Genomic DNA, 26,075 nt, shown 5'->3' with positions numbered 1-26,075 from the left:
CCCGTTCACGTCCGAGCTCGGCACCTAGGTCTGCAAAAGGGGTGCGGGGTTCGGTCGCCTGGCGGCCGTATACGCACGCCACCCACCGAACTCGGTGATGTCCTCGCTGTTCTGCGCGGCGTCGAGAGCGCAGCAGAACCCGGTGACCCAGCGCCCGTCGGCGAGTTCGATCTTGGTCAGGCCCATCGGTACGGGCAGCCCGGCGAGAAACGTTCCCAGTGCGGCGGCGGACATCCGGTACAGCTCACCGGCAATGGGCGCACCGAGTCCATCGCCGTGTCGGACGAGGCCCGGTTTCGGCGGCGTGGTGCCCAGATCCACCATTCGATAGGCGTCGGAGGTGTGCACGTGCCCGGTGAAACGCGCACCGTCGAGTTGATGGTGTACCGGGAAGCCGGATAGATGCGCGCCGACGACCAGTACTTCGGTGCCCTCGTCCACCAGCACCGGTGCATCCGCGTCGACGATACGTGCGCAGATATCGACGGCCACCTGATCGGCGAATGCCGGTACCACCACCATGACCCCGAATGGATCGCCCGCAGCTGTAGGCGCCCCCGGGACGGCGACGGCCGCCATGTCCAGCAGGTTGCAGAAGTTGGTGAACGTACCGAGGCGCCGGTTGATGCCCAGCGGATCTGCCTGTACAGCAGCGATGGACGGGTGTTCGGTGGTGGTAGGCAGAAGTAACCCGTCGAAACCTTCCAGAAGCTGTGCAGTGCAACGCTTTCCGGCCGCAATGGTGGCGAGGTCGTCGACATACCGATGCGCCGACGGCTCGGCCGCCCCGCCGACGATCCGCGCCACCGTCGGGTCGGCGGACGCGGGCTCGGTGGCGAGGAACTCCCCGACAGCCGAATACCGCCCCGCCACGATTGCTCCGTCGTAGAGCAGCGTCGCGGCGTCGAGAAGAACCGAAATGTCCACCTCGGCATGATCGATGCCCTTGGATACGAGTGCAGCGACGGTCCTGTCGAACGCATCGCGGTACTCCGGGCTCAGTGCGGTGAGGTCCTCTGGCCTGGGCACGGCGAGTCGCGGCGCTCGTGCCGGGGCGAGTGTGACATCGGCCGGCCATGTGCGGCTGCGAACGTCGAGTTCGTCGTACCCGATCATCACGCGAGTCGCTGCCGCTGCGGTATCGAGATCGCGGGCGAGCACGGTGACGCAATCGTAGTCGGCGCAGGCGGGCACCACTCCCGTCGTGGGAACCACACCGAGAGTCGTCTTGATCCCGACGAGATTGTGAAACGCGGCAGGTACCCGTCCGGAGCCCGCTGTGTCGGTGCCGATTCCGATGTCCACTATGCCTAGTGAGACGGCAACAGCGGAACCGGAACTCGAACCACCGGAAACGAGCTCCGGGTCCCAGGCGCAGCGAACCGCGCCGTACGGACTGCGGGTTCCGACCAGACCGGTCGCAAACTGGTCCAGGTTGGTCTTGCCGAGTATCAGGGCGCCTTGCTCGACGAGGCGTGCAACCGCAGTCGCGGATGCGTCAGGCGTGTAGGCGAAGTCGGGGCATGCAGCCGTTGTCGGAAGACCGGCGACATCGACATTGTCCTTGACGGCGACAAGTAACCCCGCTAACGGAAGCGACGGATCCAGTGCCTCGGCCTCGGCGAGTACATCGGCCTCCTCGCGCAGCGTGATCCACACCTCGGGCCGATCGACCTCGACAATCTCTTTGTAAGCCTGCCGAACCCGCTCCATCACGTCATACTGCTGCATCGGTATCGCCCTTCGTGGTGAATTCGCCGGCCGCGGACCATGCTGTGCGTTCGGCGTCGAACGCTATAGCCTGCATCGCGCGGAACTCTTCGATCGAGTCGTGATTGTCGGCGAGGAAGTTGTCGTGCTCGGCGAGGGAGAACTCGCCGTCGGTGATCTCCACACCCCCATCGCGGCCGGCTGCGGTATCGGCGCGCAGGTCCATCAGTTCCTCCGGTTCCACCGGATACCAGGAGATGCGGTCGAAGAACCGCAACAGCCAGGGACTTTCGGCCTCGAACGAACCGCTTCGCTCGGGGTAACGATGGTTCCACACCTGCGTGGTGCGGCCCACGAACTGATATCCGCCGGGGCCTTCCATGCCGTAGATGCACAGGTATGCGCCGCCGATCCCGACGGCGTTCTCCGGCGTCCAGGTGCGTGCCGGGTTGTATTTGGTGGTCACCAGCCGGTGGCGTGGGTCGAGTGGAGTCGCGACGGGTGCGCCGAGATAGACATCGCCCAACCCCAGAACCATGTAGTCGGCAGCGAACACGGTGTCGAATACGTCTGCGACAGTGTCGAGTCCGTTCATACGGCGGATGAACTCGATGTTCCACGGGCACCACGGGGCGTCCGCGCGCACGCCGTGCATGTATCGCTGGATCGCCTCGCGAGTGGACGGGTCGTCCCAGGACAGCGGCATCCGCACGGTTCGTGACGTCACCACCAGTTCCGAGGCCGCGGGTAGATCGTCCTCGACCTCGGCGAGCAGTCCCATCAGCGTCGAAATCGGCAGCACGTCCGGATCGACCTTGACCTGCAGTGACCTGATGCCCGGGGTCAGATCCAGCAGGCCGGTCGGCGCAATTGCCTCGATTCGTTCGTGCAGCGCGTGCGCTCGTGCGCGCAACGCCAGATCCAGCGTCATATCGCCGTACTCCACCAGGACGTTGTCGTCACCGGATCTGCGGTAGGTCACCGCTGTCTCGGCTTCGCGGCGCGCGATGACACCGTCGTCACCGTCGCCTCCGCTCGAGAACACAACAGGAAACGACGCCCGACGCTCGACGCCGAGTGCGCCCAGTGCAGCGGCGTTCGCCGCTCTGATGGGGACGAAGCGGATGGTGTCACCGGCTTTGAGTTGTCCGAGCTTCCAGCGCTCGGCGGCGACGACGGTGACAGGACAGACGAAGCCGCCGAGACTCGGGCCGTCCGGGCCCAGCAGAATCGGAGTGTCACCGGTGAAATCGAGTGCGCCGACGGAGTACGCGTTGTCGTGAATGTTCGACGGGTGCAGACCGGCTTCGCCGCCGTCCTGGCGCGCCCACTCGGGCTTGGGACCGATCAGTCGCACACCGGTGCGGTCGGAGTTGAAGTGAACCTCGTAGTCGGTGGCGAACAGGGTTTCCATATCGGCGCGGGTGAAGAAGTCCGGTGCGCCGTGCGGACCCTCGGTGACGGCGACCTCCCACTTCGACGTCAGCACGGGCCGGTGCTCCATCGGGACAGAGCGGAGATTCGACGGGTCGGCGGCACCGACGATCTCGATGATGTCTCCCTCTGTGAGGGTTCCGCCGCGGAGTCCGCCGAACTTACCGAGGGTGAATGTCGCTGCGCTACCCAGGTAGTCGTCGATCTCCATCGATCCCTGGATGGTGACGTAGACGCGCAACCCGGCTCCGTTGCTCGTGCCGACGTCGAGGGTTGCTCCGGCGGGGACGAGGAGTGGACGCCACTGCTCGGCGCTGTGCCCGTCGATCGTCACCGGTACGTCGGCCCCGGTGACGCACACGTAGGTGTCGGCGTCGAAGGTCAGGGCCGGACCGGACATCGCCGATTCGAGTCCTGCTGCGCCTTCCGGGTTTCCGAGTGCGACATTGCCCAGCCTGAAGGACAGGTCGTCCATCGGCCCGGATGGCGGCACACCCACTTTCCAGTAGCCGATACGTCCCGGCCAGTCCTGCACGGTGGTCAGTATCCCTGGCCGAACCACGGCCATCTTGGTGGTGCTCATGACCGCGTCACGACCATCCGCACTGCCGTGGGGTCGAAACCGTTGCAGGGGTTGTTGATCTGCGGGCAGTTCGAAACGAGCACGAGGGTGTCCGTCTCGGCTCGCAGCGACAGAGACTTGCCCGGTGCGGACAAACCGTCGACGATGCCGAGGGTGCCGTCGGGGTCCACGGGCACGTTCATGAAGAAGTTGATGTTGGAGACGAGATCGCGTTTGCCGAGCCCCCACTTCGCGCCCTCGATGAGGAAGTTCTCCACACAGGCGTGTTGATGTTTGGTGTGGTGGCCGTAGCGCAACGTGTTCGACTCCTGTGAGCAGGCCCCGCCGACGGTGTCGTGATTGCCCACCTCGTCGGCGACGATCGTCATCAGCGGTGTCGAGTCGTCGCTGCGCAGCACGGTCCCGGTGGTGAGAAACAGATTGCGCTGAGCGGTGACGGTGGCCGACGCGCTGTATCGGATGCTGTGATCGTGGGCGGCGTAGAGCAAGGTGTCGACTGCCTGATTGCCGTGCAGGTCGATCATCGTCAGCACGTCGCCGGCTCGCACGACGGCAGACCACGGGGCCCGGGCGTCGGCGAGTTCGTCTCGGATGATGGTGTGTTCGAGTGTGGTGCTCATCGAATGCCTTTCGGATCAGCAGCTTTCCAGGCGCTTTCGGTGTTTTGCACTGCGCGCTGATATTCGGGTTCGGTGTTGGGCAGCGTCCGTAGTTCCTCGGTTGCGTCCCAGGCGAGAATCTCTACTGCAGTGGTGGCGAACTCCGGTGAGGGATCGAGCGGGTGCGCGGTGTTCGCGAGTAGCACGATGACAGGCAGATGGATCAGTAGATCGATCTCGGCACCTGCGCCGGCGGATCCGGTGCTGACCAGGGCCCCGTCGGATTCGACGTGTACTCCCTGGAATAAGGAGATCGGCGAGGGCAGGTCACGCTGCGACAGGCCGTGTTTCGCCGCGGCCACGGTGAACAGTTCACGTCCGGCCGGGGATCCGGAATGCAGAGCGCCGCTGCCGTACTTGTTCTCGTTGGCGGCCTGCGAGGTGGTTCCGCAGAAGGCGTCGTGGTGGCCGGAGCTGTCGGCGACGATGGTGGCGAGTACGCGGCCCTGGTCGGAGAGCAGGGGGTGGCCGGTAGCGAGGTACGCCTGCCACGGAACCTTTACGGTGTCGGCGGCGTTGAGTCGTTCCCACGGTGCATCGGCGCGGTAGAGCAGGATGTTGGCGCAAGCAGAGCCGTCGACGTCGCGTAGTCGTAGACGAGTTCCGCGGGCGAGCACATTGGAGGTGTAGCGGCCGCCGGGGACCGTTTCGGCCCAGGTGAGTTCATCGATTCCATCAGGGGCGACGGGCGCATCGACTGCTGCGGCCTGTGCGCGTGCGTGTTCCTTCGCGGCGAGAGTGGTTGCGGTACTCATGCTTTACGCTCCTAGGTTGACTGGACGCGGATGGGTCTTGCCGCGAGGAAAGCAGGCGATGCCGGCGATGACAACAGCGAGGACGGTGAGCGGCGCTGCCCACTGAAGCAGCGGGAATTCTCCGGTGGGGTTGAAGATCTCGGCGCGCGGCCAGGACAGGTTGATCACCATCAGCCCGCCGTAGAGGACTGCGACGAGGTTGACGGGAACTCCGAGACGTCCGAGGGTGAAGAGTTTGTTTCCTTCGGCGTCGAACGCAATGCCGCCGTTCGGCCAGCCTTTGAGTCGCTGCACCAGCAGCGGCACGGTGACCATGAGGTATGCGAGATAGATCAGCACGATGCACACGCTGGTGAGTGTGGTGAACAGGGCGGCGTTGCCGACGTTGACGGCCAGAACTGCGATGCAGGCGAGTCCGATGAGAACGGCGGGCGCGATGGGCGTTCCGGTTCTGGGGTTGACCGTGCACAGCAGCTTCGACCCCGGCAACCGTCCGTCGCGGGCCATCGAGAACATCAGGCGGGTTGCCGCCGTCTGAATTGCCAAGGTGCAGATGAAGACTGCGATTGCCACATCGACCAGCAGAACAGTTCCCCACGGCGAGGTCAGGATGGAGTCGATGACGTACGGCAGGCCCAGCGTCGCGAGATTACCGTCGGTCAGTGAGGGTGCCGCCATGAGTGCGCCGACGATCATCAACCCGCCGCCCAGAGCGGAAGCGGACAATGCGAGGCGGATGGTGCGCGGTGCGACGCGTCGCGGGTTGTGAGTTTCCTCGGCGAGCTCACCGGCCGAACCGAATCCGACCATGACGTACGCGGCCATCAGTCCCGAGACGATCCAGGCCCAGATGTAGCCGGATTCCGCACCGGGAGCGCCGGTGTCGAGTACCACCTGCGGACCGCGCTGGGCGTGGGTGAAGAACACGAGCACCAGTGCGATGACGCCGACGATTTCGCAGGTGACGCCGATGCTGTTGATGCGCGCCATCCAGTTGACGCCGATCGAGTTGATGCTGGTCGTCATGACCAGCAGCACCGATCCGAGGATGACGGCGTTGGTGGCTCCACTGGGTGAGGTGAGGGCGGGGTCGTCGCCGACGAGTTGGAAGCCGCTCCAGATGCTGGGCAGGACCACCTGCAATGCGATGGCGGCAGCGGATGCGGTCACGATCTGCGCGATGATCATGAACCACCCTGCGAACCAGCCGACGATCTCCCCGCCCATGCGACGCGACCACTGGTAGATCGCGCCCGAAATCGGGTATCGCGCTGCGAGTTCCGCGAAGTTGAGGGCAACCATGAACTGGCCGAGGAACACCAGGGGCCAGGTGAAGAAGAAGGCGGGTCCGCCGAAGCTGAAACCGAGGGCGAAGAGCTGGAAGATGGTGGTCAGGATCGATACGAACGAGAATCCGGCGGCGAACGAGGCGAACTTGCCGAGTTTGCGGTGCAGCTGCTGTTCGTAGCCGAGCTCGGCAAGGTCGGAGTGATCGCGGCTTGAAATTGTTGGGCTGGTGGGGCCCTCGGGTGCGGGCAGGGTAGTCGAGCTCATGTCTGGCTCCTGATGAGAGGAAGAGTGACCGCCCGTCTGCGCTGCCGGTGCGGGGTTTCTGTCACTCGATAGTTTTCCCGTCCGTGATGCCTTTCGGGTGTCGTGCATGTATCGAACGACGGCACTCGTGAAACAACCGTGTTTCCTGTATTTCAATCAAGTGACAGAAATTTCACACGAGTCGATTCGATGCCAGGATGTACAGCATGACCACTGCAGGCCGACCGAGGTTGAGCACGAAGAAGCGGCCGGGTGAGACCGCCCGAGACGAGATACGGGACGCCGCCGCAGAACTGTTCACCACCCGCGGCTACACCAACACCTCCACCCGGATGATCGCCGACGCAGTCGGCATGCGGCAGGCATCGCTCTATCACCACTTCGCCAACAAGGACGAGCTCCTGGACTCGCTGCTGAGCGGAACCGTCGACGAACCCCTGGCGGTGGGCCGCGCCGTACGCGACTCCGATGCCCCGGCCGTAGAGAAGATGTACGCCCTCGCGTGGTGTGACGCCGACCAGCTCTGCCGCTCGAAATGGAACCTCGGTGCGTTGTACCTCCTGCCGGAACTGCGCGAGGACCGTTTCTCGACATTCCGAGCCCACCGGTATGCGTTGATGGACCTGTACCGGTCCATCGCCACAGAAGTCGTCGCCGAACCCGCATCAACCGTGCCGGGAGTCTTGGATCTCCCCTTCCGGCTCGTCGAGAGCGTGGTGAACACGCGAGCAGATACCGAGTACGGCCGTGATGCCGAAGGAGCCGACTACGCGAGTGTCATCGCCGAGGCCGCCGTGCGGGTTCTCGGGTTCACCGGACCGATCGCCGCCGTGCGCGCGGGAGCCGAAATCCTTCTCGAACGCGGAACCGCCATACTGGACCGGTGAGCGAGCTACCCGATGGCTAAGAAGAAGCAGCAGTCATCGGGGCCCGTCGCCGGGGTCTACGACACCGATACCGGCACATGTGAACTGGTTCGCGACACCCTGACCGCCGACGGCTGGACGATCCTCGTCAACGGCGTACCGAGCTCGCACATCGACATCGACGACCCCACCCAACTGGACTTCGAGTACATGCGGTGGATGGCCGGGCTCGTTCGTCATCACCCGTTCGCGAGCGACAAACTCCGCGCGCTGCACCTCGGCGGCGGCGCATGCACTCTCGCCCGCTGCTTCGCAGCCGAGTACCCCGACGCACGGCAGGTGGTCGTCGAACTCGACGGCAGGCTGGCCGAACTCGTCCGGGAGTGGTTCGATCTACCGCGCGCGCCGCTGCTGCGCATCCGCGTCGGCGACGCCCGTGAGGTCACCGAAACGTTGACCGAGGACAGCCGAGACCTGATCGTCCGGGACGTCTTCGCCGGCGCCGTGACACCGCCGCCGCTGCTGACCGTCGAGTTCACCGAGCACGTCCGACGCGTCCTCGCCCCCGGCGGTATGTACGTCGTCAACTGTGGCGACACCCGCGACCTCGTCACGACCAAACGCGAAGCCGCCACGATCGGCAGCATCTTTCCGCACACGGTGATGATCGCCGACCCGGCAATGCTCAAAGGTCGCCGGTACGGCAACGTGGTCATCGCAGGAAGTGATGTGCCCCTCGGTGGGGATCCGGCGCTGACACGCGAACTGCTCGGCGGCGCAGTGCCCGCCCAGGTCTGGACGGACGAACGGGTGCGTGAGTTCGCCCGCGATGCGAAGGTGCTTGTCGACTTGCCCTGATCTTGGATGTGGGTTTCGAGAACTCACGGTATGCGATATGTTGATGCCAATCGACCTATTTGGGTGCGGTCCACAATGAGGCAAGGATATGCGATGGACGTTGGTGATCAGCAGAGTCGGGAGCTGGTGTTCGCTGCCCTCGCCGACCAGGTCCGCCGCGAAATCCTGGATACCTTGGCCTCTCACGGAGAGTGCAGCGCAGGATTCATCAGCGAACATATCTCCTCGGTGGGACGCACGACCGTGTCGGCGCATTTGAAGGCGCTCAAGACGTCGGGGGTATTGGTCGAGCGGCGCGCAGGGCGTAACAGGTTTTTCTCGATCGACCCGGCGGGCCCTGCCAACGACGCTCTACAGTTTCTACGTGATGTTCTCGAGCGTTCGCTGGTGGCGGCGCAAACATCGAACGATTCACCCGGCACTGGCCAGGCCGACGGTGCCGAGTCGGAAGCCGGGGCTCGCCGACGCGCGTGAGATCGGAAGTTCGTCCCCAACCGTCATGATGGCGGTGGCGTGATGTCCGACTTGTCAGTGACAGCGCAGATCTTCGTCGCCCATCCGCCCGCGGTTGCCTTTCAGAAGTTTCTCGATGGTGATCTTCTCGACCTCGAGTGCACCCGGCTGGTGGTCGGTGCTGCAGTGTCGGTGTCGTTGCCAGTGGGCGGAGATAGTACCTCCGGTGCGCCGATCGCGTTGTTGGGTCATGTAGCCGCGGTGCGCATCGGCAAATCGGTGGCAATAGTTCATCACCAACCGTGGCGCGGCCGCTTGACGCTACGATTTCACGCCGACGGCACCGGCACGCGGTTGGTGCTGCAGTCCAGTTTGGATCAAGACGGGGTGGCGTGGCTCGCGCACAAGCGTGGTTACGGTCCGCCCGAACCGCTGCGGCCGGACCGCCACCGTATCGGTCTGTTGGTGAGCAAGTCCGGATCCGCTGCGGTGTTCGCGCAAGCCACGGAGACGTTGGCGCAGTTGGCCGTCGATGAAATAAATGCCGACGGCGGCGTCAACGGTGTTCCGATGGAGTTGTTGATCGGCGATGATGCCTCCGACTCGCTGGCGGGTGCTGCCGCTACCCGCAGGTTGCTCCGCAGTGGGTGCCGCATCATTTTCGCGTGCGTCACCTCGGCCACGTTCAACGCTGCCGCCTCCGCCTTGCAGAGCACCGACGTGCTGTTGGTGCACACGGTACTCAACGAAGGCGGGCGACCGAGTCCAGGAATCGTGCGGTTGGGTGAACGCCCGCTCGCTCAAGCGCGTGTCGGGATGCCGACTCTGATGTCCGAGACCGGGAGCCGGACTTGGTTTTTCGTTGGCCACCGATACTCCTGGTCCTACGGGGCGCACTGGGCAGCGCGCCGGGTTGCAGCGGAGAACAACGGTTCGGTACTCGGCGATACATATCTGCCGCTGGGCACCCGAGACTTTTCGTCCACTATCGGTGCCATCGAAGACTCCGGCGCGGAGTTGATCTTGTCGTCCCTGGTCGGCCATGACGAGGTCATGTTCGAGCAACAGTGCTTCGAAGCAGGATTGCGATCGAAAACACGCACGTTGGCTCTGGTGCTCGACGAAGCAACCCAGCAGTTGATCGGCGTGTCCGCCGCTGACGGAGTATGGGCGGCATTCGCTTATTTCCAGGGCACGACCGACACTCACCGTGACCTCGAAGACCGATACAACACCCTGCATGCCGGCCCTATGCCGCCGATGAGTTCGTTGTCCGAGACCACGTACGAGGCCATTGCTGCGTACGGGCGAATACTCGCCGCGAGTGGCAGCGAACCAGACAAAGAGACGTTGCGTCGGCGTCTGATGACGGAGTCGAATGCGGCTCGCGTCGACGGGCAAGCAACTGGGCCGGCCATCGTCCTGGCGGAATCGCATCGGGGCATCTTTCGGCCACGGTAGCTGCGCCACCTTCCAGAGGTTGATGTGTCGCTACTTATTGACACGTTGCGCAGGCGCGCATATCGTCGGGTGTGACGACGAGCACAGAAGTGCCGGATCGACGCCAGGCGCGGAGCGGCGGCGTGGCCCGGGTCCGAGTGTGCTCGGCGCTACGTTTGCCGTTCTGCTGCAACGTTTTACGAGGATCTGCGCCGATTCGGCCTCGTGTGATGCGCCGGAAACATATTGTTAACCAGTCGATATGTCGACACCTATTGACGCATTGTCGCACCCTGTTCTACCGTCAGTTGCATCGGAGTTCCCGCACCTACCCTGCTGCTTCAACCAGGAGATCACATGACAGTTTTACGCCCGGATTCGGACGCCATCGGCTCGGCGGCAAAGCATTTCGGAATCAATCTGACCGCGTCGGACCGTGAGGAGTTCGCCGGCTTGGTCGACGGCGCGCTCGGGTCCTACGACGAAGTGGACGAGCTGTACGCCGCCATCACACCCACCGCACCTGATCGCGAGCACCGCACTCCGGCCGAATCCGACAATCAGTTCGGTGGCTGGTACGTGACGACGAATATCACCTCGTCCGAGCCCGTCGATGATCGCCTCGCCGGAATGCGAGTCGCCATCAAAGACAATGTCGCAGTAGCCGGTGTGCCGATGATGAACGGCTCCCGCACCCTGGAAGGGTTCATCCCCTCCCTCGATGCCACTGTCGTCACTCGACTGCTCGACTCCGGAGCCGAGATAGCAGGAAAATCTGTGTGCGAGGACCTGTGTTTCTCCGGGTCGAGTTTCACCTCCGCCTCCGGGACGGTGCGCAACCCCTGGGACCCAACCCGTGAGGCCGGCGGATCGTCCGGCGGCAGTGGAGCTCTGGTCGCCAACGGGGATGTCGATATCGCTATCGGTGGTGATCAGGGCGGGTCCATCCGCATCCCGGCGGCCTTTTGCGGGGTGGTCGGGCACAAGCCGACGTTCGGCCTCGTCCCCTACACCGGCGCATTTCCGATCGAGCGCACCATCGACCACGTCGGCCCGATCACCCGCACCGTCGCGGACGCAGCGTTGATGTTGTCCGTGATCGCCGGCACCGACGGCAACGACCCACGGCAACCCGCAGATGTGACCGCCCATGACTACACCCATGGTCTCGATGCCGGTGTCGAGGGTCTGCGAATCGGTATCGTCACAGAGGGTTTCGGCCATGACGCCTCGCAACCACAAGTCGATGCCGCGGTCCGAGCGGCAGCGTACCGCCTGACCGAAGCAGGGGCGGTAGTCGACGAGGTGAGTATCCCGTGGCATCGACATGCATTCCACGTCTGGAACGTCATCGCCACCGACGGTGCCGCGTACCAGATGCTCGACGGCAACGGATACGGCCTCAACGCAGACGGGCTGTACGACCCGGAACAGATGGCATACTTCGCCGGCCGACGAATCGAGCACGCGGACGCGCTGGCCGATACGGTCAAACTCGTTGCGCTCTGTGGTCATCACGGAGTGACGACGCTGGGGGCGTCGAGCTACGGCAAAGCGCGCAACCTCGTACCGACAGCCCGCGCCGCCTACGACACTGCTCTCGATTCCTTCGACGTGCTGGTGATGCCCACCCTGCCGTACACCGCAACCCAACTGCCCGAACCCGGTATCGACCGGGCCACCTACCTGACCAAAGCGCTCGGCATGATCGCCAACACTGCACCGATGGATGTGACCGGGCATCCGGCACTGTCGGTGCCGGCAGGTCTTGTCGATGGTCTACCCGTCGGAATGATGATAATCGGCAAGCACTTCGACGACGCCACCGTGCTGCGCGTAGGCCACACCTTCGAGCAACTCCAGGGCGGATTCCCCACGCCCGATGCTGCGCGAGGCCACGCCGTACTTGCCTCTCGGTAACCACCGACTTCATCCCAACGTTCGCAGCCCCGACAGGAAAGGATTCACCATGTCCATCACCACCGTTCACGAGAAGCGCACCACCCACGCCCCCGGCGTTCCGGATCAGGCACCGGCAGGCGACCGCGCCTGGGCGCTCTACCGGGCTCTCGACTCCAAAGGCCTTGTGCCCGAGGGCTACGTCGAAGGGTGGAAGAAGACGTTCGAGGAGGACTTCACCCCACGCAGGGGCGCCGAACTGGTTGCTCGTGCGTGGACGGACCCGGAGTTCCGTGAATTGCTCTTGACCGACGGCACAGCGGCTGTCGGACAGTACGGATGGCTCGGTCCGCAGGGCGAGTACATCGTCGCACTCGAGGACACACCCACCCTCAAGAACGTCATCGTGTGCTCGCTGTGCTCGTGCACCGCCTGGCCGATCCTCGGGCTACCTCCGACTTGGTACAAGAGCTTCGAGTACCGGGCCCGCGTGGTACGCGAACCCAGAAAGGTCCTGGCCGAGCTCGGCACCACGCTGCCCGACGACGTCAAGATCCGCGTCGTCGACACCTCCGCCGAAACCCGGTACCTCGTCATCCCCGTCCGTCCTGCCGGCACCGAGGGATGGACCGTCGAGCAACTGCAGGAGATCGTCACCAAGGACTGCCTCATCGGCGTCGCTCTCCCCCAGGTCCCCTGACACTTCGCGCTCATCTCCAAAACTGGACTCGTAGAAAGGAATCGACTCCCATGGACGGAGTACACGATCTCGCCGGCAAACAAGGATTCGGTGCCGTCGACCACACGATCAACGAATACGAACACGGCCTGCCCCACCCGGAGACCTTCCATGCCGACTGGGAACACCTGCCGTACAGCCTGTTCTTCCTCGGCGTCGCCGAACTGGGCAAGTTCAGTGTCGACGAAGTACGCCACGTCGTCGAACGCATCGCACCGGTGCACTATCTCGTCACCCCGTACTACGAGCGATACGCCATCGGCGTGGCCACCTTGATGGTCGAAACCGGTGTACTGACCAAGGACGAACTCGAAGCCTTCGCCGGTGGACCATTCCCCTTGTCGCTACCGGCTACATCGCAAGGACGACCTGCACGCACCGACAACCACGTCTTCTCCGTCGGTGACACCGTCCGCGTTCGTGACGACCACTTCGCCGGTCACATCCGTATGCCGGCGATCTGCCGCGGACGAACCGGAGTCGTCCGTCATCGCACCACCGACAAGTGGCCGTTCCCCGACGCCATCGGACACGGTCGCACCGACGGAGGAGCCGAACCCACCTACCACGTCGAATTCACCGCAGAAGAACTTTTCGGCACCGACACCGACGCCGACGCCGTGATGGTCGACCTGTTCGAGGGTTACCTCGAACCAGCAGCCTGAGCCACGCACACCGACTCCGGTGGCGGCCACCCGGACCCTCCAGGGGCACGTGGCCGCCACCGGCTTCACTTCACCCGCTTCGTCGAGGCTTCTACAACGAGAAGGAACGTGAACCTGTCATGAACGACACACGACTCCCCGTCACGGTGCTTTCCGGATTTCTCGGTGCCGGCAAAACAACACTTCTCAACGAGGTCCTCCGAAACAGAGAGGGCCGCCGCGTCGCAGTCATCGTCAACGACATGAGCGAGATCAACATCGACAGCGCCGAAGTCGAACGCGAGATCAGCCTGAGCCGCTCGCAGGAGAAGCTGGTCGAGATGACCAACGGCTGCATCTGCTGCACACTTCGAGAGGATCTCCTGGCAGAAATCGGGATCCTCGCGGCTGACGGTCGATTCGACTACCTGCTCATCGAATCATCCGGAATCTCCGAACCCCTCCCGGTCGCAGAAACATTCACCTTCATCGATCCGACAGGCAAGGCCCTCGACGATGTCGCCCGACTGGACACGATGGTCACCGTCGTCGACGCCGCCAGCTTTCTACGTGACTACCGCACCGGCGGCACGGTCGCCGCCGACGCACCGGAAGACCAACGAGACATCTCCGACCTGCTCGTAGATCAAGTCGAATTCGCAGACGTCATCCTCATCGGCAAAGTCGACCTCGTCGACAAACGCGAACTCACCGAACTGAACGGGGTTCTGCGTTCACTGAACGCATCCGCACACATCATCCCTATGTCTTTCGGGAATGTCGATCTCGACTCCATCATGGACACGAAACTGTTCTCACTGGAAAAAGCTGCAACTGCTCCTGGATGGCTGCAGGAACTGCAAGGCCAGCACACGCCCGAAACCGAAGAATACGGAATCAGTTCCGTCGTCTACCGGGAACGCGCTCCCTTTCATCCAGAACGGATACACGATTTCCTCGCCACCGAGTGGACGAACGGAAATCTATTGCGCGCCAAAGGTTACTACTGGAACGCGGCTCGGTTCACCGAAACCGGCAGCATTTCTCAAGCCGGCCATCGCATACGGCACGGCTACATTGGCCGCTGGTGGAAATTTCTACCTGAAAGCTATTGGCCCACCGATGATTATCGACGCCAGGGGATATTGGACAAGTGGGAGAACCCAGTCGGCGACTGCCGACAAGAACTGGTCTTCATCGGCCAAGGAATCAATCCGGACCTCTTGCGCGAGCAGCTCGACGCATGCCTGCTCACAACCGAGGAGATAGAGCTCGGACCCGACATCTGGACGAGCTGGTCCGACCCACTCGGGCCCGGTCACAGTGACGACGTCGCCAGCCATGTGGGGCAAACCAACATCGCGCAGACCGTGTGACGGTCCCGCAGAACTCAGTTGGATTCGCCCACCCGCAATCGAGATAGAAGGAAACCCCTGTGGAATCAGCAATCGACACACATCTGCAGTGCCCGCGCCATATCTCCCGGCGGGTCCCGGACTCGTACCAACCGCCGTTCCCGATGTTCGTCGGCCGAGCCGACAAGGAGATAGAGCAGATCACCATGGGGTACCTCGGAGTCCAGTCGAAGGGCGACGGGCAGCGTGCGCATGCACTCACCGCTGTCGGGCATATCGTTGCCAGCCTCGATGCCCTGGACGGCCCCGAACACCACGATCTGACCCACCATGTCGACAACGAGGGTTACGACAACTACATCGTCGTCGGATACTGGCGCGATTCCTCGACATTCACGAACTGGCTCCGATCCCCCGACGTAGAGAATTGGTGGGACTCGGAAGAGCGGTTGAGTGAGAGTATCGGGTACTTCCGCGAAGTCGTGGCACCTCGAGTGGATCAGTTCGAGACTCTTTACGCCTTCAAGGACCAACTCCCCGGTGTCGGTGCTTTGATGGACAGCACCAGCGGCGACATCAATGAGCACGGTTACTGGGGTTCGATGCGCGAACGATTCCCTCTCGCCCAGACCGAGTGGATGCAACCCGGCAGTGCGGACACCCTGCAGATTATCTCCGGTGACCCGGAGGCAGGGGGCCGGGTCGTCGTCGCCGGCCACGACAACATCGCCCTCATCCGCTCCGGTCAGGACTGGAGAGAAGCGGGACCGGCCGAGCGCGACCTGTACTTGGGCGAGATACAACCGACCCTGCACGCCGGAATGGACTTCCTACGCGACAATGGCAGCGAGGTCGGCTGCTACAGCAACCGCCTGGTCCGAAACATCGAACTCGACGGGACGCCTCTCGACGAGACCTACAACATCGGCCACTGGCACTCGTTGGAGAAGCTCGAACGCTGGGCGGAATCGCATCCCACTCACCTGCGCATCTTCACCACGTTCTTCAAAGTCGTCGCCGAACTCGAGAAACTGCGGCTCTACCATGAGGTGTCGGTCTCCGATCAAGCGAACCAGCTCTTCGAATACATCAACTGCCACCCCGCCACCGGCATGATGCGCGACGCCGCGCTCCGGAACTGAGCCTCAACCGACACAAGCCTGGAGATCGAAATTGGCATATGCGCGCGATTAGGGTGGGCCGGGTAACCCTCAACCGATCTGGAGATACACATGGCGATCATCGCAATGCTCGATCTGACCTTCGATCCCGCCAAGCTCGACGACGCGAAGGTCGTCCTCGCTCGGGTCCTCACCGAGACTCGTGCGTTCGACGGCTGCCAAGGTGTCGACGTGCTCGTCGACGCCGACAACGAGGCTCACTGGATCGCCTACGAGCGCTGGGATTCCGCCGAAGCCGACGCGAAGTACCGCGAGTTCCGGGCCGGCGAAGGCAAGATCACCGACCTCGGCCCACTCCTCGCAGGCGCACCCGCGCTGACCAAGTACACGATCTCCAGCGTCTGACGTTCCCTTGCGTCAGTCGGTGCCGGACTCGATGGCCGCGTGATCGAGTGCCTCGGAATTGACTCCGGCGCCGTCGCTCGTGGAGGCCGAGATCGCTTCCGCGCCGCCCTGGGTGACGTCACCGATGAGGTCTGCCCACGCGGTGTGCTGCTCCTGAGCCGCGTACTGCTCCAGCTTGCTGCGCGAATCGGCGATGTCGAGGTTGCGCATCGTCAGCTGACCGATTCGGTCGCCGGGGAAGAAGGCCTGGCCCTGGCTGCGTTCCATCGACAGCTTCTCGGGGTGGTAGCTGAAATTGGTGCCCTGGGTGTCGACGATGGTGAAGTCCTGGCCACGGCGCAGACGCACCGTCACGCTGCCGCTCACCACGTTGCCGACCCACCGCTGCAGGCCCTCACGCAGCATCAGCGCCTGCGGATCGAACCAGCGTCCCTCGTACAGCAGGCGTCCGAGTCGACGGCCCTCGTTGTGGTACGAGGCGACGGTGTCCTCGTTGTGGATGGCGTTGACGAGGCGCTCGTACGTGATGTGCAGCAGCGCCATGCCTGGAGCCTCGTAGATGCCGCGACTCTTGGCCTCGATGATGCGGTTCTCGATCTGATCGCTCATGCCCAGGCCGTGGCGACCCCCGATGGCGTTGGCTTCCATCACCAGGTCGACGGGGCTCGCGAAGGTCTTGCCGTTGACTCGGACCGGACGGCCCTTGTCGAATTCGACGGTGACGTCCTCGGTCTCGATTTCGACCTCGGGGTCCCAGAAGCGGACACCCATGATGGGCGAGACGATCTCGAGCGAGGTGTCGAGGTATTCCAGGCTCTTGGCCTCGTGCGTGGCGCCCCAGATGTTGGCGTCGGTGGAGTACGCCTTTTCCGCGGAATCCCGGTAGGGCAGGTCGCGGTGGGTGAGCCACTCGGACATCTCGTGGCGGCCACCGAGCTCGGTGACGAACGCCTTGTCCAGCCAGGGCTTGTAGATCCGCAGATTGGGGTTGGCGAGCAGACCGTAACGGTAGAACCGCTCGATGTCGTTGCCCTTGTAGGTGGATCCGTCGCCCCAGATGGAGACGTCGTCCTCGCGCATGGCCGTCACCAACAGGGTGCCGGTGACCGCGCGGCCGAGTGGGGTGGTGTTGAAATAAACCTGGTTGGCCGATCTGATGTGGAAGGCGCCGCACGTCAGCGCGGCGAGACCCTCCTCGACGAGTGCTTCGCGGCAGTCCACGAGGCGGGCCTGCTCGGCTCCGTACGCGAGACCGCGCTCGGGCACGTCGGACAGATCGGGTTCGTCGTACTGGCCGATGTCAGCGGTGTAGGCATAGGGGACAGCGCCGTGTTCGCGCATCCACGCCACCGCGACGGAGGTGTCCAAGCCGCCGGAGAATGCGATGCCGATGCGCTCACCGACGGGAAGTTCGTGCAGTACCTTGGTCACGCCAGCATGGTATCGGTCTACTCGGTCAGCTCGAAAACGGCATCGGCGAGGATCGACCCGTTGACCTGAATTTCGAGCACATGCTCGCCCGGGTAGTAGCGACGCGTGGTGATGGGACGGAACGAGTGCGTCCGCGTGATCGTCGTGGTCGATCCGGGCGCGAGCGCGCGGGTGGTCAGCTTGAACACCTTCGGACTTCGCTTGCCGTTGGCACGGACGTGATGGATGACGTAGTCGACGGCCACGGACTGCTCGGAGTCCGCAGTGTTGGCGAGATCGAAGCGGATCGTGACGGACCCACCCGTCGGTACCTCGTTCGGCGTCACCGTCAGATCTCGGGCCTCGACACCCTCGGTCGGTGCGAAACCGAGAAGCGACAGGGCGCCCGGATCGCCCTTCTTGATCAACGAGCGCAGTGCGCGTCGGACGAGTTGTGTGGTGTGTGCGTCCGGATCGGCCATCCACGCCGCAGCCCGATCCACGACCAGTGTGGGATCGGTCCGACTCAGATCGTTGAGGTGATTTGCAACCGAGCGGCGTACGAACTCGGAATCGTCGCGGTAGAGCGCGTCGAGAATCGCGGTCGTGGCGTCCGGTCGGGCAGTGAGCGCTTCGACCCGCCTGGCCCATGGCAGAAATGGGCGGGTTCCCTCGGACGCCAGTCGGCGAACGTGCGGATCCGGGTGGTGAGTCCACTCCAGGGCCGTATCGAGGGTTCGATCGAGATCGGCGTCCATGAACGTCCGGATCGCGAACTCACCCGTCAGGCGAGAGGTCAGCCGGGCGAGAAGGGCTAGCCCGGAGTCGAATTCGGCTACACCCTCCGAAGTCGCACGTACCGCGAGTGCCTCGCTGATCGGCCAGATCATCCAACCGGTGAACTCGTCGTTCGTCAGTGCGGCTTCGATAGCGGCCTCGAACTGCGGGTAGTCCGCCGGTAGTTCGGCGAGTAAGGCGTCGCGGACGATGCGGGCGCGATCACTCAGGCTCAGGCCGTCGAACTCGCCTGCCGTAGCGGAGGTCGCCGGCAAGTCGCCGCCGAGGCAGTCGACCAGATTGTGGACGACATTCGCGCCGAGCAGCTCGTCTGCAGTCGGCATCAGACCATGTCCTTCTTGGTCATCCATCTCAGAATCGGCCAGCCCAAGAACACCGGAAGCCAGCACGTCAGGACACGGTAGAGAAGCACCGACGGTACCGCGACACTCGCGGGAAGACCGAACGCGGCGAGTCCGCCGATCAGGGCCGCCTCGACGGCACCGACGCCTCCCGGGGTCGGGGCTGCCGCGGCGAGGGTGCCACCGATCATGGTCACGACGGTCACGGTGATGAACGTCGTCCCGCCGCCGAACGCTTGGACACTGGCCCACAGTGCTAGCGCGGCTCCGAGAGTTGTTGCCGCACAGCCGAGAATGATGATCGAGAAGCGCTTCGGGTCCATCGCGAGCTGAGCGAGTTCACCGAGCACCTCCTTGAGCTGCGGTCGTATCGCGTCGCGTAGCCACCGACGCAGGATCGGCAGGAACAGCGCCGCCCCGACGGCTCCCAGCGCAACGCCAGCGATCAGATACAGCACCGTCGGGTCTGGCACGTAGCGCTCGAGCCCCGAGGATGTGCCCGCGACGATGGAGAACATGATCAGCAGGCTGACGTGGGTGATCACCTGCACCGACTGCTCCAGCGCCACCGCCGCAGTGGCCCGGACGGCTCCGAGGCCACTCTTCTGCAGGAAGCGCACACTCAGCGCCAGGCCACCCACGCCCGCCGGGGTCGTCGTCGCGGCAAAAGTGTTGGCCACCTGCATGATCACCAGATTGAAAAAGCTGACCTTGCCGAACGCGCAGGCCCACAGTGCTGCCGCGGCACCGATATAAGTCAGCGCAGACACTGCAAGGCCCAGCAGTGCCCACCACCAGTTGGCGGTGCGGAGCTCGGTCAAGAATGTCGGTACCGCACTGATGAACGGATATGCGACGTAGACGAGCGCAATCAGCAGGACGAGCTGGATGATCTGATAGCGGGAGAATCGCGTGACCTGTTCCAGCTCGATCTTCAGGGTGTCGGTCTGGTTCAGGACCTCCTCGCGCACGGCCTTCATGGTGGCGGTGCCGTCGGGAACGGATTTGAGGACCCGCGTCGGGATGGCGGCTTTGGTCAACCGTCCGGCGGCGGTGACGACGGTGTCCTCACCGAGGGTCTCGATAGCGATGCGCACGGCGCGTTCGACCCCGAACAGCGTCGAGGTGGAGATGAGTAGCTGCGCAACATCGGACTGCATCTGCGCGTCCGAGGCCCCGAGCTCGGCGAAAGCGAAACCCCCGAACAATGCGGTGCCGTTGTCGTCCCAGATCTCGGCGCTCCGCAGATCGCCGTGCGAAATCTGTCTCTCGTGCAGTGTCTGCAAGCCGTGCCAGATGGTCACCGCCAGCGAATCCTCGGAGGACTCGTCGACGGCCTTTCCGCGCGGTGCACTGTGTGCGAACAGTGCCCAGCCGCGGTCCAGGACGGAGACCGCGAGGGGTGTACTGCTTGCGATACCCAGCTCACCGATCGCGATGCCCATCAGAGCCCTGTGCTCGACGGCTCGCCGCATCGAGGCGTGAATCGGCACGCTTTCGCTGCCACGAAATGTCAGCCATCGCCAACCCTGCTTGATCACCCCGCCGCTGCGTTGGTTCTGCCCGTACATTTCGACGACGATCTCCGGTTCCGGGCCCTCGGCGGTAGCGGAGAGCACCAGCGGTCCCGGTCCGGCCGGTTTGAGAACGGTGAAGGAGGTGACGGGATGACCACGCTTTGCCAGTAGCCGGACAGCGCCGTCCAATGGGACTTCCAGAGCCGGTGTGCCGACGACGAGCACGATCAACGCGCCGATGAACCAGCCGACCGCCAATCCCAGCAGCGACCGTGCCGGAACGACGGTGCTGACGAAAAGGTGCATCGGCACGAATGCGAGAAGCAGGAACCACCAGGCACGACGCCAGCGAGCGGGAAGCCAGGGGCCCGACACCGTGAGAATCGCGGCGAGCATCGCGATCCAGCGCGAATCGTCGAGGAACTGTGCGAGGAAGGTATCCAGTCGCTCCGGCACGTCCAGATTCCACTCGGGGGTGGAGATACCGGTGCCGGTGATCGACAACGCGAGCACAGCGAGCAGGCCCGCCGCCGCGTAACCAGCGAGCAGCTTCCACTTACGGCCGGCGATCAATCCGATCAGAATGGCGAACGGAAGGGCCAGAATCGCCACGCCGTAGAGAAGGTAGACCAGGTCGGATTGATCCGGGCTGAGCACCCCGACGATGCCCGATACGGAGCTTTCCAGCGCAGCCCATTGATTGCGGGTGATGAGGGACCCTGCGATGACTGCCGCCACCAACAGGGCCGACAGGACTACTCGCAGAATGTCGCTCGTGCGGCGGATGGGCGGTTGCAGCAGCCGGCCCGTCACCGGGATTTCCCGCCCGTCGACTCGTATCGTTTGACGGATCTTTCGGTGCGGCCTCGAGATGCGTCGGCCAACGCTGGGAGTCAACCTAGCGCGCCAGACGCCGGCGAAGCTCGTTTCGTACCGCCGGCCACTCCGAGTCGACGATCGAGTACACGACCGTGTCACGCAGGGAGCCGTCGGGCATGCGCTGGTGGTTGCGCAATACGCCGTCCTGCTTCGCGCCCAGGTTCGCGATGGCGGTTCGGGATTGCATGTTCATCCAGTGCGTTCGGAATTCCACTGCAATGCAGTTCAATTCCTCGAAGGCGTAGCCGAGAAGAAGCAACTTGCTGGCAGTGTTGGTGCCACTGCGGTGCGCCGACGCCGCATTCCAGGTGGAACCGATCTCCACGCGACGGTTGGCTGCATCGGCGTTCATGAACGTAGTCATGCCGATGATCTGTCCGGTGTCGTTGCGGCGCAGAGTGAACGGAAGCATCGATTGTGCCTCGAGCAACCCGAGGCGTCGGTCGATCTCGGCCGCCATCTCCTCGGGCCTCGGAACAGCGGTGTACCAAAGATTCCACAAGTCACCGTCGCGAGCGGCGTCGCACAGGCCCTCGAGATGCTCGTGGCTCAGCGGCTCGAGCGTCACGAAGTCGTCCCTGAGCGTTACCGGGTGCAGAAAGGTCACATCAGGGACGATACGGGAAGTGGATCTCACCTCCTTGGAAGTGGATCTTCGGACCAGGATCAGACCGCGAGGTTGTGCATGTAGTGCGGGCTGAGTCTTCCGAGCTGAGAGGGTGCAAGAACCGCTCGCTTCCTCGACGCGACTTCGTGAAATCGTGTTCGCAACGTGGTGGTGTCGGGATCAGCGGGTGCTATCAGGACATCGGTGGGCTCCGCCCACGCAGTCACTCGAAGTCGCTGAACAAAACTTAGGTGATGTTCAGACGCGCTTCCGACCGGCGAACAAGACGCCGGCAGATGAGACCAGAATCAACACCACAAGGAATACGACGACGTATGATCGCTCGGCGGCCGGTGCCACTGTTCGCTCTCTTTGGTCACTACGTCGGTGAACGTACAGCTCACGCCTGGGGGTAGCCACCCCCAGAAGTCCGTAACACCGGCCCCTAGCCTCTCCGCGTTGCCGGGAAGTAGATAGTCGAAGCGGGTAGGGGTTCCATAGTGATCGATGCACCACGTCGGTTGATGTTGAAGTCTCAAGGAAAGCAGATCCCACAGGTAGAACACTGCCAGCGCGATTGCCGATAGCGCGAGGGTCGCCTGGCTCACACGCAAGACGGGTGACGCCTTCATGCGGTGACGATGAAATTGGTTGCAGCGACCCATCGAAAAAGGATCGCACCGTGTGCAACGGTGTTGGGGGACCAGCAAATGTTACCGGTTTCAAATCGGCTGAACTGGCTTGGATTCCGCAGTGGGCAGGAATGCTCGGTGAACAACCACCCTGCTGCAGAGCGGATTCGATGCTGCGGTGACAACTTCAAAAGTTACAACCCCTAACAAACCCATCGGTATGCAACATGCCGGGTTCGACCTTTGCGTATCAAAATCGACTCTGACGCATCACTTTCGAGTCCTGCACGAGTCGGGGCCGATATTTCAGGTGGACCGCGAAAACGAACGCTTCCCTGGCCTGCCGGACCTCCTTGCGAACGAGCGACGGTAATTCGCTGGATCGGAATTCGGCGTCGGGTTAGCGTCGGGAAATGCACATCGCGATGATCGGGACGACAGCGCCGAGTCACATCTATCCATCGCTGGCGCTGATCGCGGAGCTGGTGCGACGAGGCCATCGCGTCACGTACGCAGTGGGAGACTCGCTGGCCCATCTCGTCGAACCCACGGGCGCCGAGGCCGTGCGGTTTCACTCGATCCTCCCGCAGGGCGAGCAGGACTGGCCGGACGATCCGGCGGATGCGATGCGGGTGTTCCTCGACGAGGCACGCGCCTGCTTCGATGTGCTCACCGACTTCTACGACACCGACCGCCCGGACCTGCTGCTCTACGATATCGGCGGCCTCGCAGCACCCGTTCTCGGCCGGCGATATGCAGTGAACGCCGTGCAGCTCTCTCCCGCCATGGTCGCCTGGGAGGGATACGAGAGCGATCTCGCCGAGGTGATCGTTCCGTTGCGTGAATCCGAGGCCGGTAGGAATTATCACGCCGCCTACTCGGAGTGGCTACGGGAAAACGGCATTGACGCCGACCCGTGGCAATGGATCACCTACCCCGAGAGCGTCATCTCGTTGATCCCGCGCGTGCTGCAGCCGAACGCCGACGCGGTGCCCCGCACGGTCGCCTTCGTGGGCCCTTGCATCGATCCGGCGCGTCTGACAGACCGCAGTTGGACGCCCCCGCGCACCGATGCCCGCGTCCTGTACGTCTCGTTCGGAACCGGCTTCAACGATCGCCCCGATTTTTACCGCACCTGCATCGACGCCTTCGACGGCTCGGCGTGGCATGTGGTGATATCCGTCGGCGACCGCGTCGACATACCGGCGCTGGGCAACGTCCCGGCCAATATCGAGATCCACACCAGGGTGCCGCAACTTGCCGTACTCGAGGCGGCAGCGGCCTTCGTCACGCATGCCGGGATGGGCGGGTGTACCGAGGCACTGTGGTTCGGTGTGCCGACCGTCGCAATCCCCCAGGCGGTCGATCAATTCGGTAATGCCAACGCGCTCGAGGAACTCGGGGTCGGGGTTCAGCTCGCATCCGAGGACGTCACGTCGGAGAGTCTGCGCAACGCGGTGGAGCACGTGGCCGGGTCGGCCGAGATTGCGGCGCGCCTGGCCACAGTCGGCGCCGAGGTACGCGAACACGGCGGCGTCGACAAAGCAGCAGACCAGGTCGAGGCTAGCCTTCGAGCGCGCTGACGCTGACGCCGTAGGGCAGGAAACGCAGCCGACGCGTGGGGTCGACGTTGTCCTTGTGGGCGCGCAGGGCATCGAGCTCGGAACTGTAGACCTGGTCGATGTGGGCAGATCCGTCCTCGTCGACGGTGTAGATGGCCCACACGCCGTCACCCTTCTCGCCGGTGGTCTCCGGTTCGGGCGCCGGCTTGGCGCGCGGTGTGGCCGCTTCCCCGAAGAACGCGCCCCACGGGCCGACGGCTCCGGACCCACCGATGATCTTGCCTACCTGATCGACTACGTCCCGCAGTCCGTCGCTCGCTTCCTTGGCGAAGCGATCGAAGTCCTCGGGGTCGATATTGAACGGTCCATTGTTGGTCATCTCTCCAGTGTGCGCCTGTTCGCTCCCGGAAGCACTGGGGTCACTGCTGCAACTGCGACCCGATGCTGTTGTGGAGCGCCCTGAGGCTGTTCTGCCCGAGGGTGACGGTTTGCGACTCGATGTGCCGGAGCAGGTGACCGTCGTCGAGTACCTTCTCACTCGACTGGATCAGGACGGTCCCGGCGCCGGTGAAGTCGAACTGGCGTTCCTCCCCGCTGTTGGCGCCGAGGAACCCGCGGGCCGCGCCGAGGAAATTCTGCATCCAGCCGGCGTCGAAGTGGTGTGACGGGGACGGGCAGTCGGCCCACCCTACGAGAGCCTCCGGGTCGATGCGCAGTGGTGGTTCGGCGAACATCACGGGCCCGTTGGATGAGGCCAGAAACTTGCCGGTGCCCAGCAGCGTCAGAAATCCGGGGACGATGGACTGCTTCAGATCCAGGGTCGGCTGGAATGCGAGCAGGTTCGATGCCCGGATGGTCAGGTTGCCGTCGTCCAGGTCGTACGAGTTGATGTTGAATCCGCGATCACCGAGGATCAGCTTGCCCTGGCCCTGCGCGAGGACCCAGTCGTTCGAGTACAGCGGCGACGAGAAGCGCGCGGCGACGATGGCCGGCATCGATGTCTGACCGAGTGGCTCGAACCGTACATTGCCGTAGTAGGCGATCATCGCGCCCTTGGATGTGAACCATGGCTGACCGGCGAGTTCGACGCAGAATGCGTAGTCGTTGCCGGGGACGTTGTCGTCGACCGGCAGGGTATACGGGGTGTGGATTTCGAGGCCCATGTGATGCTCCTGTCAGAACTTCTGCTCGGAGGCCTGGACCCACACGGTGCCCGTACCCGTCATCTTCAGCTGGATCGCTTCGCCGCTGCCACGCCCTACGGCGTCACGCCAACCGACGTTCGCCGAGATGTCGACGCTGATATTGCCGATGTGGCAGACGTACGCCTGCGGATCGACGACGACCTGGGGGTGCTGCGGCCCGACCTGAAGTGGGATTGCGCCGCCGTGCGAGAGGACTGCGACGCTTCCCTGCCCGGTCAACTGCGTCGTGAACAACCCCTGCCCCGTCATAGCGCCGCGGACGGCGCCGCGTACTCCACCCTGGGAGGTGAGTGCGACGATCGAGCTCTGCAAGTAGCCGTCGTGCACCAGGAGTCGATCGGCTTCGACGGTGAGCATGGATGAGCCGTCGAGATGAATCACCTCGACGTAGAGCCCAGCGTGACCGTAGAACACCTCACCCTGACCCTCGGCCGCCATCATCGCTACGTGTTCGCCGGACATCATCCGACCCGCCATCCCGGCGACGCCACCAAAACTGGGCATTCCGGCAGCGGACCCGCCCATCGAATGCGGGATGAAGTGGACGTCGCCGGTGTAGTACAACATTGCGCCCTTGCGCGCCAACACGTTCTGTCCGGGTGCGAGCGTCGATTTCACGACCTTGCCGTTCACCGCTTCGAGTGGCACG

Annotated in this window: 24 protein-coding genes; 11 read left to right on the top strand and 13 right to left on the bottom strand. The window is 63.7% G+C overall.

Translation table 11 applies throughout. The features are described from left to right. Window positions 1-24: 24 nt before the first annotated feature. The 5 genes from atzF to J1M86_RS02670 are packed head-to-tail and all read right to left on the bottom strand — an operon-like array spanning window position 25 to window position 6,695. Window positions 25-1,731 (bottom strand): allophanate hydrolase, encoded by a 1,707-nt coding sequence (gene atzF, locus J1M86_RS02690; protein WP_206508733.1) that lies wholly within the window; start codon window positions 1,729-1,731, stop codon window positions 25-27. After that, a complete protein-coding gene (locus J1M86_RS02685; RefSeq protein WP_206508732.1) occupies window positions 1,718-3,727 on the bottom strand; it encodes a 5-oxoprolinase/urea amidolyase family protein in 2,010 nt (669 codons plus the stop codon). Before J1M86_RS02685 ends, atzF begins: the two co-directional genes overlap by 14 nt. Next, window positions 3,724-4,347: an urea amidolyase associated protein UAAP2 gene (locus tag J1M86_RS02680; RefSeq protein WP_206508731.1), complete on the bottom strand. Its 624-nt coding sequence runs from the start codon at window positions 4,345-4,347 to the stop codon at window positions 3,724-3,726. Before J1M86_RS02680 ends, J1M86_RS02685 begins: the two co-directional genes overlap by 4 nt. Continuing rightward, window positions 4,344-5,141, bottom strand: a complete 798-nt coding sequence (locus J1M86_RS02675; protein WP_206508730.1) for an urea amidolyase associated protein UAAP1 — start codon at window positions 5,139-5,141, stop codon at window positions 4,344-4,346. Before J1M86_RS02675 ends, J1M86_RS02680 begins: the two co-directional genes overlap by 4 nt. A gap of 3 nt (window positions 5,142-5,144) precedes the next feature. Continuing rightward, on the bottom strand, window positions 5,145-6,695 hold the full coding sequence (locus J1M86_RS02670) for an amino acid permease (protein WP_206508729.1): 1,551 nt from the start codon (window positions 6,693-6,695) through the stop codon (window positions 5,145-5,147). A 206-nt stretch (window positions 6,696-6,901) separates the two neighbouring features. Here J1M86_RS02670 and J1M86_RS02665 point away from each other — a divergent pair, with 206 nt between their 5' ends. From J1M86_RS02665 to J1M86_RS02620, 10 genes are all read left to right on the top strand, one after another. Beyond that, window positions 6,902-7,582, top strand: coding sequence for a TetR/AcrR family transcriptional regulator (locus tag J1M86_RS02665; protein ID WP_206508728.1), 681 nt, complete (start codon window positions 6,902-6,904; stop codon window positions 7,580-7,582). Window positions 7,583-7,594: 12 nt separating this feature from the next. Further along, window positions 7,595-8,419 carry a spermidine synthase gene (locus J1M86_RS02660; RefSeq protein WP_206508727.1) on the top strand — a complete coding sequence of 275 codons (825 nt, stop codon included), beginning with the start codon at window positions 7,595-7,597 and terminating at the stop codon, window positions 8,417-8,419. A gap of 93 nt (window positions 8,420-8,512) precedes the next feature. Next, window positions 8,513-8,893 (top strand): helix-turn-helix transcriptional regulator, encoded by a 381-nt coding sequence (locus tag J1M86_RS02655; RefSeq protein WP_075839333.1) that lies wholly within the window; start codon window positions 8,513-8,515, stop codon window positions 8,891-8,893. Between the two features lie 42 nt (window positions 8,894-8,935). Beyond that, entirely contained in the window at window positions 8,936-10,333 is a 1,398-nt protein-coding gene (locus tag J1M86_RS02650) for an ABC transporter substrate-binding protein (RefSeq protein ID WP_075839283.1), read from the top strand. Between the two features lie 336 nt (window positions 10,334-10,669). Then, window positions 10,670-12,232, top strand: coding sequence for an amidase (locus J1M86_RS02645; RefSeq protein WP_206508726.1), 1,563 nt, complete (start codon window positions 10,670-10,672; stop codon window positions 12,230-12,232). Between the two features lie 49 nt (window positions 12,233-12,281). Next, window positions 12,282-12,911 (top strand): nitrile hydratase subunit alpha, encoded by a 630-nt coding sequence (nthA, locus tag J1M86_RS02640; protein WP_206508725.1) that lies wholly within the window; start codon window positions 12,282-12,284, stop codon window positions 12,909-12,911. Between the two features lie 50 nt (window positions 12,912-12,961). Further along, the gene (nthB, locus tag J1M86_RS02635) at window positions 12,962-13,615 is read left to right on the top strand and encodes a nitrile hydratase subunit beta (RefSeq protein ID WP_075839281.1); all 654 of its coding nucleotides are present in this window, start codon (window positions 12,962-12,964) and stop codon (window positions 13,613-13,615) included. 119 nt (window positions 13,616-13,734) lie between these two features. Further along, window positions 13,735-14,970, top strand: a complete 1,236-nt coding sequence (locus J1M86_RS02630) for a GTP-binding protein (RefSeq protein WP_075839280.1) — start codon at window positions 13,735-13,737, stop codon at window positions 14,968-14,970. Window positions 14,971-15,029: 59 nt separating this feature from the next. Beyond that, complete coding sequence (locus J1M86_RS02625) at window positions 15,030-16,091, top strand: phenylacetaldoxime dehydratase family protein (RefSeq protein WP_206508724.1); 1,062 nt, start codon at window positions 15,030-15,032, stop codon at window positions 16,089-16,091. A gap of 90 nt (window positions 16,092-16,181) precedes the next feature. Beyond that, window positions 16,182-16,475: a putative quinol monooxygenase gene (locus tag J1M86_RS02620; RefSeq protein WP_075839278.1), complete on the top strand. Its 294-nt coding sequence runs from the start codon at window positions 16,182-16,184 to the stop codon at window positions 16,473-16,475. Between the two features lie 12 nt (window positions 16,476-16,487). On the opposite strand, the gene argG is transcribed toward J1M86_RS02620, so the two are convergent. The 5 genes from argG to J1M86_RS26970 form a co-directional block, all read right to left on the bottom strand. Then, complete coding sequence (gene argG / locus J1M86_RS02615) at window positions 16,488-17,906, bottom strand: argininosuccinate synthase (protein ID WP_206508723.1); 1,419 nt, start codon at window positions 17,904-17,906, stop codon at window positions 16,488-16,490. A 17-nt stretch (window positions 17,907-17,923) separates the two neighbouring features. Continuing rightward, a complete protein-coding gene (locus J1M86_RS02610) occupies window positions 17,924-19,006 on the bottom strand; it encodes a DNA alkylation repair protein (protein ID WP_206508722.1) in 1,083 nt (360 codons plus the stop codon). After that, window positions 19,006-21,381, bottom strand: a complete 2,376-nt coding sequence (locus tag J1M86_RS02605) for a lysylphosphatidylglycerol synthase transmembrane domain-containing protein (protein ID WP_206509115.1) — start codon at window positions 21,379-21,381, stop codon at window positions 19,006-19,008. Before J1M86_RS02605 ends, J1M86_RS02610 begins: the two co-directional genes overlap by 1 nt. A 58-nt stretch (window positions 21,382-21,439) precedes the next feature. Continuing rightward, window positions 21,440-22,027, bottom strand: a complete 588-nt coding sequence (locus J1M86_RS02600; protein ID WP_206508721.1) for a GNAT family N-acetyltransferase — start codon at window positions 22,025-22,027, stop codon at window positions 21,440-21,442. Between the two features lie 628 nt (window positions 22,028-22,655). Beyond that, window positions 22,656-22,805, bottom strand: a complete 150-nt coding sequence (locus tag J1M86_RS26970) for a hypothetical protein (protein ID WP_206508720.1) — start codon at window positions 22,803-22,805, stop codon at window positions 22,656-22,658. Window positions 22,806-23,072: 267 nt separating this feature from the next. On the opposite strand from J1M86_RS26970, the gene J1M86_RS02590 reads away from it, so the two are divergent. Next, a complete protein-coding gene (locus J1M86_RS02590; RefSeq protein ID WP_075837876.1) occupies window positions 23,073-24,242 on the top strand; it encodes a macrolide family glycosyltransferase in 1,170 nt (389 codons plus the stop codon). Here J1M86_RS02590 and J1M86_RS02585 read toward each other — a convergent pair. The 3 genes from J1M86_RS02585 to J1M86_RS02575 are packed head-to-tail and all read right to left on the bottom strand — an operon-like array spanning window position 24,223 to window position 26,074. Further along, window positions 24,223-24,600: a hypothetical protein gene (locus tag J1M86_RS02585; RefSeq protein ID WP_075837875.1), complete on the bottom strand. Its 378-nt coding sequence runs from the start codon at window positions 24,598-24,600 to the stop codon at window positions 24,223-24,225. The genes J1M86_RS02590 and J1M86_RS02585 overlap by 20 nt on opposite strands. 40 nt (window positions 24,601-24,640) lie before the next feature. Beyond that, complete coding sequence (locus J1M86_RS02580) at window positions 24,641-25,384, bottom strand: AIM24 family protein (RefSeq protein ID WP_206508719.1); 744 nt, start codon at window positions 25,382-25,384, stop codon at window positions 24,641-24,643. Between the two features lie 12 nt (window positions 25,385-25,396). Next, window positions 25,397-26,074 carry an AIM24 family protein gene (locus tag J1M86_RS02575; RefSeq protein WP_206508718.1) on the bottom strand — a complete coding sequence of 226 codons (678 nt, stop codon included), beginning with the start codon at window positions 26,072-26,074 and terminating at the stop codon, window positions 25,397-25,399. Window position 26,075 lies beyond the last annotated feature (1 nt).

The sequence above is a fragment of the Rhodococcus sp. KRD197 genome (genome assembly GCF_017168235.1).
Taxonomy (GTDB): Bacteria; Actinomycetota; Actinomycetes; order Mycobacteriales; family Mycobacteriaceae; genus Rhodococcoides.
This window is presented reverse-complemented; position numbering and strand designations above follow the sequence as displayed.